At 72.5% G+C, this 13,133-nt stretch carries 13 protein-coding genes and 3 tRNA genes; 12 read left to right on the forward strand and 4 right to left on the reverse strand.

The genetic code is table 11. The features are described 5' to 3' along the window. The first annotated feature begins 102 nt into the window (after positions 1-102). The 3 genes from ACFOVU_RS04600 to ACFOVU_RS04610 all read left to right on the forward strand — a co-directional run bounded on the left by ACFOVU_RS04600 (position 103) and on the right by ACFOVU_RS04610 (position 516). Positions 103-177, forward strand: a tRNA-Gln gene (locus ACFOVU_RS04600). A gap of 66 nt (positions 178-243) precedes the next feature. Next, positions 244-316, forward strand: a tRNA-Glu gene (locus ACFOVU_RS04605). A 127-nt stretch (positions 317-443) separates the two neighbouring features. Continuing rightward, positions 444-516 (forward strand) — tRNA-Glu (locus tag ACFOVU_RS04610). A gap of 46 nt (positions 517-562) precedes the next feature. On the opposite strand, the gene ACFOVU_RS04615 is transcribed toward ACFOVU_RS04610, so the two are convergent. Then, on the reverse strand, positions 563-1,162 hold the full coding sequence (locus tag ACFOVU_RS04615; protein WP_378531166.1) for a TetR/AcrR family transcriptional regulator: 600 nt from the start codon (positions 1,160-1,162) through the stop codon (positions 563-565). A 367-nt stretch (positions 1,163-1,529) separates the two neighbouring features. On the opposite strand from ACFOVU_RS04615, the gene ACFOVU_RS04620 reads away from it, so the two are divergent. Beyond that, on the forward strand, positions 1,530-2,657 hold the full coding sequence (locus tag ACFOVU_RS04620; RefSeq protein WP_378530079.1) for a PQQ-dependent sugar dehydrogenase: 1,128 nt from the start codon (positions 1,530-1,532) through the stop codon (positions 2,655-2,657). Positions 2,658-2,766: 109 nt separating this feature from the next. Here the strand turns inward: ACFOVU_RS04620 and ACFOVU_RS04625 are convergent, their stop codons facing one another. Beyond that, complete coding sequence (locus ACFOVU_RS04625) at positions 2,767-3,450, reverse strand: IclR family transcriptional regulator (RefSeq protein WP_378531168.1); 684 nt, start codon at positions 3,448-3,450, stop codon at positions 2,767-2,769. Positions 3,451-3,706: 256 nt separating this feature from the next. Between ACFOVU_RS04625 and leuC the strand changes: the two genes are divergently transcribed. The 4 genes from leuC (at position 3,707) to ACFOVU_RS04640 (ending at position 6,304) form a co-directional block, all read left to right on the forward strand. Continuing rightward, positions 3,707-5,104, forward strand: coding sequence for a 3-isopropylmalate dehydratase large subunit (gene leuC, locus ACFOVU_RS04630; protein ID WP_378530081.1), 1,398 nt, complete (start codon positions 3,707-3,709; stop codon positions 5,102-5,104). A 30-nt stretch (positions 5,105-5,134) separates the two neighbouring features. Further along, positions 5,135-5,725 carry a 3-isopropylmalate dehydratase small subunit gene (leuD, locus tag ACFOVU_RS04635; protein WP_378530083.1) on the forward strand — a complete coding sequence of 197 codons (591 nt, stop codon included), beginning with the start codon at positions 5,135-5,137 and terminating at the stop codon, positions 5,723-5,725. Beyond that, positions 5,704-5,943, forward strand: a complete 240-nt coding sequence (locus tag ACFOVU_RS29385) for an SCO5555 family protein (protein ID WP_449289728.1) — start codon at positions 5,704-5,706, stop codon at positions 5,941-5,943. The genes leuD and ACFOVU_RS29385 overlap by 22 nt, the downstream gene beginning before the upstream one ends. 79 nt (positions 5,944-6,022) lie before the next feature. After that, on the forward strand, positions 6,023-6,304 hold the full coding sequence (locus tag ACFOVU_RS04640; RefSeq protein ID WP_378530085.1) for an HU family DNA-binding protein: 282 nt from the start codon (positions 6,023-6,025) through the stop codon (positions 6,302-6,304). 104 nt (positions 6,305-6,408) lie between these two features. Here ACFOVU_RS04640 and cofC read toward each other — a convergent pair whose 3' ends face one another. Next, complete coding sequence (gene cofC / locus ACFOVU_RS04645) at positions 6,409-7,059, reverse strand: 2-phospho-L-lactate guanylyltransferase (RefSeq protein WP_378530087.1); 651 nt, start codon at positions 7,057-7,059, stop codon at positions 6,409-6,411. A 292-nt stretch (positions 7,060-7,351) separates the two neighbouring features. Here cofC and ACFOVU_RS04650 point away from each other — a divergent pair, with 292 nt between their 5' ends. From ACFOVU_RS04650 to ACFOVU_RS04665, 4 genes are all read left to right on the forward strand, one after another. Next, the gene (locus ACFOVU_RS04650; protein ID WP_378530089.1) at positions 7,352-8,245 is read left to right on the forward strand and encodes a lysophospholipid acyltransferase family protein; all 894 of its coding nucleotides are present in this window, start codon (positions 7,352-7,354) and stop codon (positions 8,243-8,245) included. Between the two features lie 58 nt (positions 8,246-8,303). Beyond that, on the forward strand, positions 8,304-9,395 hold the full coding sequence (locus ACFOVU_RS04655; RefSeq protein ID WP_378530091.1) for an NAD(P)H-dependent glycerol-3-phosphate dehydrogenase: 1,092 nt from the start codon (positions 8,304-8,306) through the stop codon (positions 9,393-9,395). A 129-nt stretch (positions 9,396-9,524) separates the two neighbouring features. Further along, positions 9,525-10,808, forward strand: a complete 1,284-nt coding sequence (locus tag ACFOVU_RS04660) for a trans-sulfuration enzyme family protein (RefSeq protein ID WP_378530093.1) — start codon at positions 9,525-9,527, stop codon at positions 10,806-10,808. A 65-nt stretch (positions 10,809-10,873) separates the two neighbouring features. Then, positions 10,874-11,992, forward strand: a complete 1,119-nt coding sequence (locus ACFOVU_RS04665) for a D-alanine--D-alanine ligase family protein (RefSeq protein WP_378530095.1) — start codon at positions 10,874-10,876, stop codon at positions 11,990-11,992. Positions 11,993-12,077: 85 nt separating this feature from the next. Here the strand turns inward: ACFOVU_RS04665 and ACFOVU_RS04670 are convergent, their stop codons facing one another. Continuing rightward, complete coding sequence (locus tag ACFOVU_RS04670) at positions 12,078-12,989, reverse strand: EI24 domain-containing protein (protein ID WP_378530097.1); 912 nt, start codon at positions 12,987-12,989, stop codon at positions 12,078-12,080. Between the last annotated feature and the right edge of the window lie 144 nt (positions 12,990-13,133).

The following is a 13,133-nucleotide window of genomic DNA, read 5'->3' on the forward strand; positions in this document are numbered from 1 at the left end:
GGCCCCCCGCCACAACCGGTTCGCGAGCACTCCGGATGTCCGCTAAAGTTATGCCTGCGCCGAGGGGCACGGGACCACAAGGAACCGGCTCCGATAAAGCACTGGGGTATGGTGTAATCGGCAGCACGACTGATTCTGGTTCAGTTAGTCTAGGTTCGAGTCCTGGTACCCCAGCCATCGGTTTCCGCAAGCGGAATCCGTTGCGGACCGGTTCGCCGGTCCGATCGTTCAGGCGATCAGCAGGCCCCCGTCGTCTAGTGGCCTAGGACGCCGCCCTCTCAAGGCGGTAACGGCGGTTCGAATCCGCTCGGGGGTACGCACAGGGAGAGGCTCCCACATTGTTGGGGGCCATTTTTCTGGGATCCGGGCTCCACGCCCGGCCATCCGAAAGGGACGATCCGGTCGCACGCGCCGATAAGATCGCCCCACCGCATTTCCGATGCGCCCCCGTCGTCTAGTGGCCTAGGACGCCGCCCTCTCAAGGCGGTAACGGCGGTTCGAATCCGCTCGGGGGTACCGAAGGCCCCACCCGTCAGGGTGGGGCCTTTTTCCATCTTTCCGCTCAGCCTGCGGGGGCGGTCGGCCGAGTCCCGGGATCGGCGGTCTCCGACGCGCGCAGCATCGCCATGAGCTGGTCGATCAGCCAGTCGGCGAGTTCCTCGGCGGGCATAGGGCGTTCCTCCAGCCAGATGAGCAGTGCCGCCTCCACCGTGGCGATCCAGCACCGCATGGCCAGCAGGGTCCGCGGTGACGGGGCGCCCCCGCCGGAGCGAGCCACGAGGATGCGCAGCACCTGGACGCGGACCTCGTCGAGAACGGAGTCGGTGCGTTCCCCGGCCACCCGCGACCCGCCCCGCAGCAAGGCGAGAACGGCCGGCGCGTAGCCGTCAGCGAAGGCGATGAAGGCCCGCAGGGACGAGCGCAGCTGCTCGGTCGCCGGCAGGCCGGGCGGGGGAACCAGTCTCGGGGAGAGCTCGTCGACCGCGCTGCGCAGCGCGGCGGTGCGCAGCTCCCCGATGTTGGCGAAGTAGCGGTAGACGAGGGCGCGGGAGACGTCGGCGGCTTCGGCGATGTCCTCGGGCGTCACCTGGTCGGGGGAGCGACGGGCGAAGACCTCCAGCGCCGTGCGGATGAGGTCCTCGCGCCGCCGGTGCGGGGACATCCGGCGGGGGCGGCGTCCGGCATGCCGACCACTGCCGGAGGACTCGGTCTTCGGCATGGTCGTCCACTCCATTCGTTCGCCATCGCCGGTGATGGGTTCCCATTCTCGCCCCATGCGTGGAGTCCTCGTGCGGGTTCGGCATCGGCCACCGCCTCTCCCGATGCCGGCCCGATGATCGAGGCGCGCGGGTCACACCAGAGTAAATGTGTCGTCGGTCACATTCATTCGCGACGGCGGGGCGCCTCCGGCGCCGCCCCGCCGCCTGGCCAGGTGCAGCAGAGCGGATGCTGTGCGGCTCGGCGCCCGGGAACGCCGGTCACCGTCCGCACCCGGTTGGGAACGCGGCGGATCTGGGCAGGATCAGACCATGCTGAGATACCGGGACCGGGCGCCTGCGTGCGCCGCCGTGATCGCCGTCGCGCTGCTCGGGACCGCCTGCTCCGGGAGCGATCCCGGCCAGGGCGCGCGCGGCGGAGGCGCCGCGACCGATCCGACCCCCATGGCGCGGCTGGCGCCGCCGGGCGAGCCCTCCGACATCGCCACCGACCTCGAGGTGCCCTGGGCCATCGGTTTCCTGCCCGACGGCGCCGCGCTGGTCACCGAGCGCGACTCCGGGCGGATCGTGCGGGTGACCCCCGGCGGCGAGACCACCCCGGTGGGCACGGTCGACGACGTCGCCCCCCGCGGCGAGGGCGGGCTGCTCGGCCTCGCGGTGCAGCCCGATGCCGGCGACACCCCTGACGTGTACGTGTACTACACGGCCGAAGCCGACAACCGGATCGCCCGGATGACCTACGACCCGCAGAACGGGCTCGGCGACCCGGAGGTGCTGGTCGACGGCATCCCCCGTGCGGCCGTCCACAATGGCGGCCGGATCGTCTTCGGGCCCGACGGCCTGCTGTACGCGGCAACGGGCGACGCCGGCGACGAATCGCAATCCCAGCAGATCGACCGGCTCGGCGGCAAGATCCTGCGCATGACCCCCGACGGCGACCCGGCGCCCGACAACCCCTTCGACAACCTCGTCTACAGCTACGGGCACCGCAACGTCCAGGGACTGGCCTGGGACGACGACGGCGTCTTCTACGCCACCGAATTCGGCCAGGACACCTACGACGAGGTCAACGTGATCGTGCCGGGCGGCAACTACGGCTGGCCCGAGGTCGAGGGGGTCGGCGACCACGCGGGCTACATCGACCCGGTGGTCACCTGGACCACCGACGAGGCCTCACCCAGCGGCGCCGCCGTCGCCGGGGACTCGCTGTGGGTGGCGGGGCTGCGCGGCGAACGCCTGTGGCGGGTACCGCTGACCGGCGACTCCGCCGACCCGGTGGGCGAGCCCGAAGCGCTCTTCACCGGGGCCTACGGGCGCCTGCGCGCGGTCACCACCGTCCCCGGCGGCTCCGCCATCTGGGTGAGCACCAGCAACACCGACGGCCGCGGCGCTCCGCGCGACAACGACGACCGCATCCTCAACGTGCCGATGGGGGAGTGATCCCGCGGGGGCCCGTTGAGCGAGCCGGAGGGAGCGCGCCGCGACGAGGACGGTGTCGGCCGAATCGGCGCCGCCCGGAAGCGCACTCGCAGGCTGAGCGGAAAACAGGTCAGCCGCCGTTGTCGCTGTGCAGGGACTCGTTGATCTTCTCGGCGGCCGAGGTGACGGCCTGGGCGTGCAGGCGGCCGGGGGAGCGGGTGAGGCGTTCGATCGGCCCGGACACCGAGACGGCGGCGATGACGCGCCCGCCCGGCCCGTTGATCGGGGCGGACACCGACGCCACCCCCTGCTCGCGTTCGCCGACGCTCTGCGCCCAGCGGCGGCGGCGCACCTGGGTCAGGCTGGCGGAGGTGAAGTGCGCGCCGCGCAGTGAGCGGCGGATGCGGTCGGTATCCTCCCAGGCCAGCAGGACCTGCGCGGCCGACCCGGCGTTCATGGGCAGCTCGCTGCCCACCGGCACGGTGTCGCGGAGCCCGCTGGCGCGCTCGGCGGCGGCCACGCAGACGCGGACGTCGCCCTGTCTGCGGTAGAGCTGGGCGCTCTCGCCGGTGAGGTCGCGCAGCTGCACCAGGACCGGGGTGGCGATCGCGAGCAGCCGGTCCTCGCCGGTGGCGATGGACAGCTCGCCCAGGCGGGGGCCGAGGACGAAGCGCCCCTGGCTGTCGCGCGCCACCATGCGGTGGCGCTCCAGGGCGACGGCCAGGCGGTGCGCGGTCGGCCGCGCCAGGCCGGTGATGCGCACGAGCTGGGCGAGGGAGGCCGGGCCCGATTCCAGGGCGTCCAGGACGGACATCGACTTGTCCAGGACACCGACGCCACTGGATGAGCTAGAGTTGTCCATGGCTTGATATTGCCGTCTCGCTATTTGGAATGCAAGTCCGCCCGGCCCCGCACGGCGGACGCGCGCCACCAGGGACGTCCGCGGATCGGTGTCCCGCCGGCGGGACACCCACGGCCGGCACTGGCACCGGCAGCCCGCCCGCCGGCCCGGCTTCCGCGGTGGCGAGAGGCCCGCATATGCACCGTCGAGACGCGAGGAGGCGTCGTCAATGGCACGCACGATGGCCGAGAAGGTCTGGGAGGAGCACGTCGTCCGGCGTGCCGATGGCGAGCCCGACCTGCTCTACATCGACCTGCACCTGGTGCACGAGGTCACCAGCCCGCAGGCGTTCGAGGGGCTCCGGCTCGCCGGCCGCCCCGTCCGCCGCCCCGACCTGACCGTGGCGACCGAGGACCACAACGTCCCCACCGAGAACATCCTCGGGCCGATCGCCGACCAGGTCTCGCGCACGCAGATCGAGACGCTGCGCAAGAACGCCTCGGAGTTCGGCGTGCGGCTCTTCCCGATGGGCGACATCGACCAGGGCATCGTGCACGTGGTCGGCCCGCAGCTCGGGCTCACCCAGCCGGGCATGACCGTCGTCTGCGGCGACAGCCACACCAGCACCCACGGCGCGTTCGGGGCGCTGGCCTTCGGTATCGGCACCAGCCAGGTCGAGCACGTGCTCGCCACCCAGACACTGCCCATGGCCCCGTTCAAGACCATGGCCGTGACGGTCGAGGGCGACCTCAAGCCCGGTGTGACCGCCAAGGACATCATCCTCGCGGTGATCGCCGAGATCGGCACCGGCGGCGGCCAGGGCTACGTCATCGAGTACCGCGGCGAGGCCATCCGGCGGCTGTCGATGGAAGCCCGCATGACCGTCTGCAACATGTCGATCGAGGCGGGCGCGCGCGCCGGGATGATCGCGCCCGACGAGACCACCTTCGACTACATCAAGGGCCGCCCGCACGCGCCGGAGGGCGCCGAGTGGGACGCCGCCGTGGAGCACTGGCGCAGCCTGCGCACCGACGACGGCGCGGTCTTCGACAAGGAGGTCGTGCTCGACGCCGACGCGCTCAGCCCGTTCGTCACCTGGGGCACCAACCCCGGCCAGGGCGCCCCGCTGGACGCGTCCGTCCCCGACCCCGCCGGCTACGACGACCCGAGCGAGCGGGCCGCCGCCGAGAAGGCGCTCGCCTACATGGACCTGCGCCCCGGCACCCCGCTGCGCGAGGTCCCGGTCGACACCGTCTTCCTGGGCTCGTGCACCAACGGCCGGATCGAGGACCTGCGCGCCGCCGCCGAGGTCATCCGCGGGCGCCGCGTGGCCGACGGCGTGCGGATGCTGGTCGTCCCGGGGTCCATGCGGGTCAAGGAGCAGGCCAACGCCGAGGGGCTGGGCGAGGTCTTCACCGCTGCGGGCGCCGAGTGGCGCGAGGCCGGCTGCTCGATGTGCCTGGGGATGAACCCCGACCAGCTCAAGCCGGGCCAGCGCAGCGCCTCGACCTCCAACCGCAACTTCGAGGGCCGCCAGGGCAAGGGCGGGCGCACCCACCTGGTATCGCCGCTGGTCGCCGCCGCGACGGCGGTCCGGGGCACCCTGTCCTCGCCCGCCGACCTCTAGACCGCCCGAGACCACGAGGGAACCGCCGACATGGAGAAGTTCACCGTCCACACCGGCCGCGCCGTGCCGCTGCGCCACAGCAACGTGGACACCGACCAGATCATCCCCGCCGTCTACCTCAAGCGCGTCGCCCGCACCGGGTTCGAGGACGGGCTGTTCGCCGCCTGGCGCGCCAACGACCCCGAATTCGTGCTGAACAAGCCGGAGTTCGCCGGGGGCAGCGTGCTCATCGCCGGCCCCGACTTCGGCACCGGGTCCTCCCGCGAGCACGCGGTCTGGGCGCTCCAGGACTACGGGTTCAAGGCCGTGCTCGCCTCCCGCTTCGGCGACATCTTCCGCGGCAACTCGCTCAAGGGCGGGCTGCTGACCGTGCTGCTGCCGCAGGAGGTCATCGGGCGGCTGTGGGACGCGGTCGAGGTCGACCCTGCGACGGAGATCACGGTCGACCTCGTCGAGCGCCAGGTGCGCGCCCCGGGCGTCACCGAGCCGTTCGAACTGGACGACTACACCCGGTGGCGGCTGATGGAGGGGCTGGACGACATCGCCCTCACGCTCCGCCACACCGAGGACATCGACGGCTACGAACAGCGGCGCAAGTCGTGGCTTCCGGTCACCCAGTAGAACCGGAAAGCCCGGAATTTTACTCGGATTTGGCGCGGCGCCTGCGGGACGCGCACCGCCGCGCCAACGCTCTCCCCGAGGGTGTCCGGATTCCGGTAATCCGTAGGCTTTTGACGGTCACGGAAGCGGTCAAACGGGATCCTGTACGCGCGTCGGAGCGTCTCGACCGGATGCTCGAAGAGCTTCCGCCGCAGGTGGGGGAGCCCCCGACACGCTGAATTTTCAGGCGTTTGTGTTTGTGCCGGAGCACCCACGTCCCCTAATTTCGTGCGAGCAAGGGGGAACCGGAGGAACCACATGAACAAGCGTGACCTGATCGACGCCATCTCCGACCGGCTCGGTGACAAGAAGACCGCCACCGAGGCCGTCAACGCAGTGTTGGAGACCATCCAGAAGACCGTCGCCAAGGGCGACAAGGTCGCCATCACCGGGTTCGGCGTGTTCGAGAAGTCCGAGCGCGCCGCTCGCACGGCCCGCAACCCCGCCACCGGGGCCAGCATCGCCGTCCCGTCGAGCTTCGTGCCGAAGTTCCGCCCCGGGGCGGACTTCAAGGCCTTGGTGAACACCAAGAAGAAGTAGTCGCACCACCGCACCCCGCGCCGCCCGGGTTCCCCGAGAGGACCCGGGCGGCGCGCGTGCACCCCTGCGCTGTCCCCGGGGCGGGGCACGACCCGCCCCGCACATCACACCTGTGCCGGGCCCAGGCGCGGCAGCAGCTTGGCCGTGTGCGGGCCCACGCCGAGCGCGACCGCGTCGCGCAGGTCGCCGGGGGTGTCGACGTCGCGGCGCACGCTCGGCACCCGCGCCCCCGCCAGCTCCGCGGCGCCGCCGGCGGCGTGCCGGAGCCGCGATCCTCCCTCGAACGCCGGCGCGAACGCCGCCCCCGGTGTCGCGGCGTACAGCGTCGTGCCGACCCCGGGGGCGTCGGCCAGGAACGACGTGGGATGGCCGGCGGCCTCGGCGAGGACCAGGTCGAGTTCGCCAGGGCGCAGAGCGGGCAGGTCCGCCGACAGCGCGCACACGCCCAGCCCGGGGTGGCGGCGGGCGGCCTCGGCCGCACCGTGCAGCAGGGCGGGGTTGAGCCCCGTCCCGGGCTCGCCGCCGACGACGCCCGCGCCCATCCCGCCCAGCGCGCGCGCCGCCCGCGGGTCGTCGGTGACCACGAGCACCGCCGCCACGCGCGCCGAGCACACGGCGGCCATCACGGTGTCGGCGGCGATCGCCAGGGCGAGGTCGGCGCGGTGGCGGCCGGCGAAGCGCGCCAGCCGCGACTTCGCCCCTGAGAGCCGCTTGACCGGGACCACCAGCGCCCACCGCGCATCCGGCTCGACCACCCTCACCACCCTTTCGCACCGCCCCGCCGACGCGGGGCGCGAACGTGACAGCGCGGGCACGCAGGTGCGCATTCCCGGGAGCGTGCGGCGCATCCGGGCAGCATCGTAATGCGGCCGCCCCGGCCGCACCCGCGCGCCGCGGCCGGAGGGCGACGACGCCGGTGATCACTGCATCCGCCTAGACTGATCCTTCCGCACGCGGCCCGGGGGAACCGTGCGCGGTCCCCCCGGCGCACGGCCGGCGGGAGCGGCCGCAGCGGCGGCGATTCGGAAGCGGCAGTCGGAGGAGTCAGTGGCGAAGCAACGGGAATCGCGATGGGTGAAGGCGGTCGTGGCCTCCATCGTCCGCCCGATCATGACGGCCGTGACCAGGGCCGAGTGGAGCGGACAGGAGAACATCCCGCGTGACGGCGGGGTGATCCTCGCCGCCAACCATCTGTCGATGGCGGACCCGCTGACGATCGCGCACTACCTGTACGTGGCCGGGAAGCGCTGGCCCACGTTCACCGCCAAGGAGGGCGTCTTCCGCATCCCCGTGGTGGGCGCCGTCGCCCGCAGCACGGGGCAGATCCCCGTGCGGCGCGGCACCACCGACGCCGTCAAGGCGCTGAAGGCCGCCGAGGAGGCGCTCACCCGCGACGGGTCATCGGTCATCATCTACCCCGAGGGCACCTGCACCCGCGACCCGCACCTGTGGCCCATGGTCGCCAAGACCGGCGTGGCGCGCCTGGCGCTGACCACCGGCGTGCCCGTCGTCCCGCTGGCCCACTGGGGCGAGCAGCACCTCCTGCCCTACGGCAGCGCCAAGCTCAGCCCGTTCCCGCGCAAGCGGGTGCAGATCGTCGCGGGGCCGCCGGTGGACCTGTCGGCCTACCGCGACCGGCCCATCACGGCCACGCTGCTCAAGGACGCCACCGCCGACATCATGCGGGAGATCACCCGATTCCAGGCGGGCATCCGCGGCGAGGAGCCCCCGGCGGTGCCCTTCGACCCCCGCCAGGCCCGGCAGGAGAAGATCGCCGCATGGCCGGCGGAGCCCGTCCCGGGCGAGACCGCCGATGACACCGGGGCGGCCCCCGGTGCGCAGCCCCCGGCCGACGGCGCGGGCACCGGCGACGCGACCGGCGGCAGCGCGGAGGACGGCACCCGCCGTGAGGACGGGCGCGGCGGCGCGGACCGGCCCTGACCGGCCTCCCGGCAGCGGGCACCCGGGCGAGACCACCGACACCACGAGAAGGGCGACGATGACGATGGGCCACGCGGCGCAGGCCGGCGGGCACGACCATGATGCGGGAGCCGCCGGGCACGGCGGCGACCCCGGCCGGCGCAGCCGCGTCGCCGTCATGGGCAGCGGGTCCTGGGGCACGGCGTTCGCCAACGTGGTCGCCGACGCCGGCACGGCCGACGTCGTGATGTGGGGGCGCCGCCCCGAGGTCGTCGAGTCCATCCGGGTGCGCCACGAGAACCCCGACTACTTCCCGGGGCTCGCCCTCAACCCCGCCCTCACCGCCACGAGCGAGCCCGCTGTGGCGCTGGCGGGCGCCGACGTCATCGTCATCGCCGTGCCCTCGCAGTCGCTGCGCGCCAACCTCGCGCAGTGGAAGCCGCACGTTCCCCCCGGCGCCGTCGTCGTCAGCCTGATGAAGGGCATCGAACTCGGCACCTGCCTGCGCATGAGCGAGGTGATCGCCGAGGTGCTGGAGCTGCCGCCCGAGCAGGTCGCGGTCGTCTCCGGCCCCAACCTCGCCCGCGAGATCGCCGAGCGCCAGCCGGCCACAGCGGTCGTGGCGTGCACCCACGAGCCCACCGCCGTGCACCTCCAGCACATCTGTAAGTCCGCCTACTTCCGGCCCTACACCAACACCGACGTGATCGGCGCCGAGCTGGGCGGGGCGGTCAAGAACGTCATCGCGCTGGCCGTGGGCGTGGCCGTGGGGATGGGCTTCGGCGACAACGCGAAGGCGTCGCTCATCACCCGCGGGCTGGCCGAAACCGTCCGGCTCGCGGTGTCCCTGGGCGCCGACGAGCACACCCTGGCCGGGCTCGCCGGGATGGGCGACCTGGTCGCCACCTGTAGCTCCCCGCTGTCGCGCAACCGGACCTTCGGCGAGCGGCTGGGGTCGGGCATGACGCTCGACGAGGTGATCGCCGAAACCCGGCAGACCGCCGAGGGCGTGAAGTCCTCGGAGTCCATCCTCGCCCTTGCACAGCGGCACGGGGTGGACATGCCCATCACCGCGGCGGTCGTCGGGATGATGCACCACGACCTCTCCCCGGCCGAGGCGCTGCTGGCGTTCATGTCCCGCACGGCCAAACCGGAGCGCTACGGGGTATGAGCCACCAGAGGTGAGCCCGCGCCCACCGGGGGAGGGGCGTGGTGCCAGCGGGACCGAAATCAGAACCGCGCGAGCAGGCTGTCGGACCGCGCCCAGGTACGCGCGGGCGAAGGAGGGGGACAGAACGAGATGGAACGCCAGGACGACCACGACAACCGCGGGAAGACCACCCTCGGGGAGAACACCCGCGCCGTCCGGCTGCCGTCCGGTCCCGCGGTGAACGAGCGGCCGGTGCGCATCCCGGTCCACCGCAGCACGACCTATGAGTTCGCCACCTCCCAGGAGTACGCCGACGTCCTCGACGGCGTGAGCCGGGGCTACTCATACGCGCGGATCGACACCCCCACCGCCGAGGCGTTCGCCCACGCGCTCGCCGCCATGGAGGGGGCGGGCCTGGACCGCGAGGTGCGCGGGCAGGCCTTCGCCTCGGGCATGGCGGCGATCAGCACCACCCTGCTCGCGCTGACCGCGGCCGGCTCCCACATCGTCGCCTCCCGCGCGATCTACGGCAACACCTACTCCCTCCTCGACGGCCTGCTGCGGCGCTTCGGCGTGCGGACCGACTTCGTCGACATCACCGACCTGGAGGCCGTGCGCGCCGCGGTGCGGCCCGAGACGGCCGTCATCTTCACCGAGACCCTGTCCAACCCGACGATGACCGTCTCCGACCTGCCCGCCCTGGCGGGCATCGCATCGGACGCCGGCGCGCGGCTCGTCGTCGACTCCACGTTCGCGTCGCCGGCCGTGTGCCGGCCGCTGGAGCACGGCGCCGACATCGTGCTGCACTCCGCCACGAAGTACATCGGCGGCCACAGCGACGCCACCGGCGGCGTCGTGGTCGGCGACCCCAACACCGTGGCCACGATCCGGTCGGCCCGCATCGACCTGGGGCCCAGCCTCGCGCCCGACGAGGCGTTCCTGCTGCACCGCGGGCTGGAGACGCTGCCGCTGCGGGTCGCCCGGCAGTGCGCCACGGCCGCGGAGTTCGCCGCCGCCGTCGCCGGGCACCCGGCGGTCGAGCGCATCGACTACCCGGGGCTGCCCACCCACCCGGGGCACGAGACCGCGCTCCGGCTGTTCGACACCGGGCGGTTCGGCGGGACGGTCACGGTCACCCCGCACGGCGGGCGCGACGCGGGCATGGCCTTCGCCGACGGGCTGCGGCTGGCCACCATCGCCGCCTCGCTGGGCGGCACGCACACCCTCGTCGGCCACGTCGGCTCCACCACCCACCGCCAGCTCGACGACGCCACCCTCCTCACATCGGGGATCGGGCCCGGAGCGGTGCGGTTCGCCATCGGCATCGAGGACCCCGCCGACCTCATCGCCGACGCGCTGGCGTCACTGGACCGGTGCGCCGAGGAATGGGAGTCGGCGGGGCAGGCGGGTATCGACCTGGGCACGAGCCAATGACGAATGCGCGGGACACGATTGCGCAGGTTCCGGATGGGCGCGCAGGCGAGATAGGGTCAGGCATCATGGCCGAGCAGCACAGAATCCGGGTCGCCGTCGTCTTCGGCGGGCGCAGTTCCGAGCACGAGATCTCCTGCGTCACAGCGGGCGGGGTGATGTCGGTGATCGACACCGACCGCTACGAGATCGTGCCCGTCGGGATCACCCGCGAAGGCAACTGGGTTCTCACCTCCGGCGACACCGAGCGGCTGGCGATCACCGAGGGCCGGCTGCCGGCGGTCGACGGCACCGGGATGGCGCTGGCGCTGCCCTTCGACGCCCCCTCCGAACTCCTCCTCGTCGAGCCCGGGGCGGTCCCCGAGCGGCTCGGCCAGGTCGACGTCGTCCTTCCGCTGCTGCACGGCCCCTTCGGCGAGGACGGCACCATCCAGGGGCTCTTCGAGATGATGGGCGCCCGCTACGCCGGCGCCGGGGTCCTGGCCAGCGCGGCGTCCATGGACAAGGTCGTCTCCAAGGCGCTGCTCGCCGGGCACGGGATCCGCCAGTGCGCCTTCGTGGCCGTCACCGACCGGTCGTGGCTGCGCGAGCGCAAGCGCGTGCTCGACGACATCGCCGACCTGGGCGGCACCGTGTTCGTCAAGCCGGCCCGGGCCGGCAGCAGTGTCGGGGTCAGCAAGGTCACCGACGCAACGGACAACGACGCGGTGATCGCGGCGGTCGAGGCCGCCCGTGAGCACGACCCCAAGGTGATCGTGGAGCAGGCCATCGCCGGCCGCGAGATCGAGTGCGGGGTCCTGGAGGCCCTCGACGGCGGCGCCCCCGAGGTGTCGCAGCCCGCCGAGATCCACGTCGCCGAAGGCTTCGACTTCTACGACTTCGAGGCCAAGTACCTCTCGACCAGCAGCCTGACCATCCCGGCGGACCTGCCGACCGCGGCCGTCGAGGAGGTCCGCCGCCTGGCCGCCCGCACCTTCGAGGCCGTGGGCTGCGAAGGGCTCGCGCGCGTGGACTTCTTCTACGGCGACGACGGCGAGGTCTACGTCAACGAGATCAACACCATGCCGGGCTTCACCCCGACATCGGCGTTCCCCAAGATGTGGGCCGCGAGCGGCCTGGAATACCCGGAGCTCGTCGACCGCATCCTCCAAACGGCCCTGCGCCGCGAGCCGGGCCGGCTGCACTAGCAGGAGCGGCGAGCACACGTCACGAGAACGAACGGCCACCGCGGAGTAGCGCGGTGGCCGTCATGTTGCCGGGGTCAGGGCGGAGTCAGCGCCCATCCGGGTGCGGCGGAGGCCGATGTCCCTGCTCCGGGTACCCGTACCCAGGCTGAGCGGGCCCGCCGTGGCCGCGGGGGTAGTCGGCCTGGGGCAGCTGGGCAGCGGCCGCGGAAGGCCCGCCGGGGACCGCTGTACCGTTCCCGGGAACAGAGGCGGGCAGCAACCGCCGGGCCAGGATCGTGCCGCCGGCGGTCGCCGCCGGGAACACCACGACCGCCACGAACGGGATCGCCAGCAGCAGGTAGGCGGGGACCGAGAACCCCAGCACCAGCATGCGGCGGCGGCCCATGTACCAGCGGCGTTCACGCAGCTTGCGCAGCCCCCGCCGGTCGAACGCCGCGCCGACCAGTTCGATGGTCAGCATCCAGCCGCCGAAGATCGCCGAGATCACCGGAACGATCGTCTGGCCGACAACGGGGATGAACCCGGCGATGAACATCGGCAGCGTCACCACAGCCGTGATGAGGATGATCGTCAGCGACTGCCGGACCGCACGGGCAATGGACGCCGCGATCGGGTCGTCCAGCTCGGGAGGGGCGTCGCCGAGCTCGTACTCGACCTCCTCGGCGATCTTGTCGTAGAGCGGGAACCCGAGCGCGAGGGTGAGCCCCGTGAAGCCCACGACCATGATCAGCACGGTCGCGGCCACCAGGACGATCCCCGTCGCCACGCGCAGCGTCGTCGCCCACCCGTCGGACCAGCCATCGGCGAACGGCGTCATCCAGGCGACGATCGACTCGATGTTCACCACGAGCGCGATGAACGCGACCAGGAACAGGATGGAGGTGATGAGAGGCGGTATCGCCCCGAGGAAGAAGAGCTTCGGCCGACGCACGACCATGCCGAAGCCTTGCAGCAGAATGCCGACACCGGAAAAGGCATCGCGTACAGGAGTGCTCACGTCGCCCGACCCTATGGCATCACCGTCGACGTCCGTCCCCTGTCGTGGAACGGTCCGATCACAACGCGATCGGCCGGTGGGCGAGCGCGGTGTCGACGATGAGCGGATCGATCGCCCGCTCTGGACCGCGAAAGCCCAGAGGGG

It is taken from the genome of Nocardiopsis sediminis (genome assembly GCF_042650565.1).
GTDB lineage: Bacteria > Actinomycetota > Actinomycetes > Streptosporangiales > Streptosporangiaceae > Nocardiopsis_B > Nocardiopsis_B sediminis.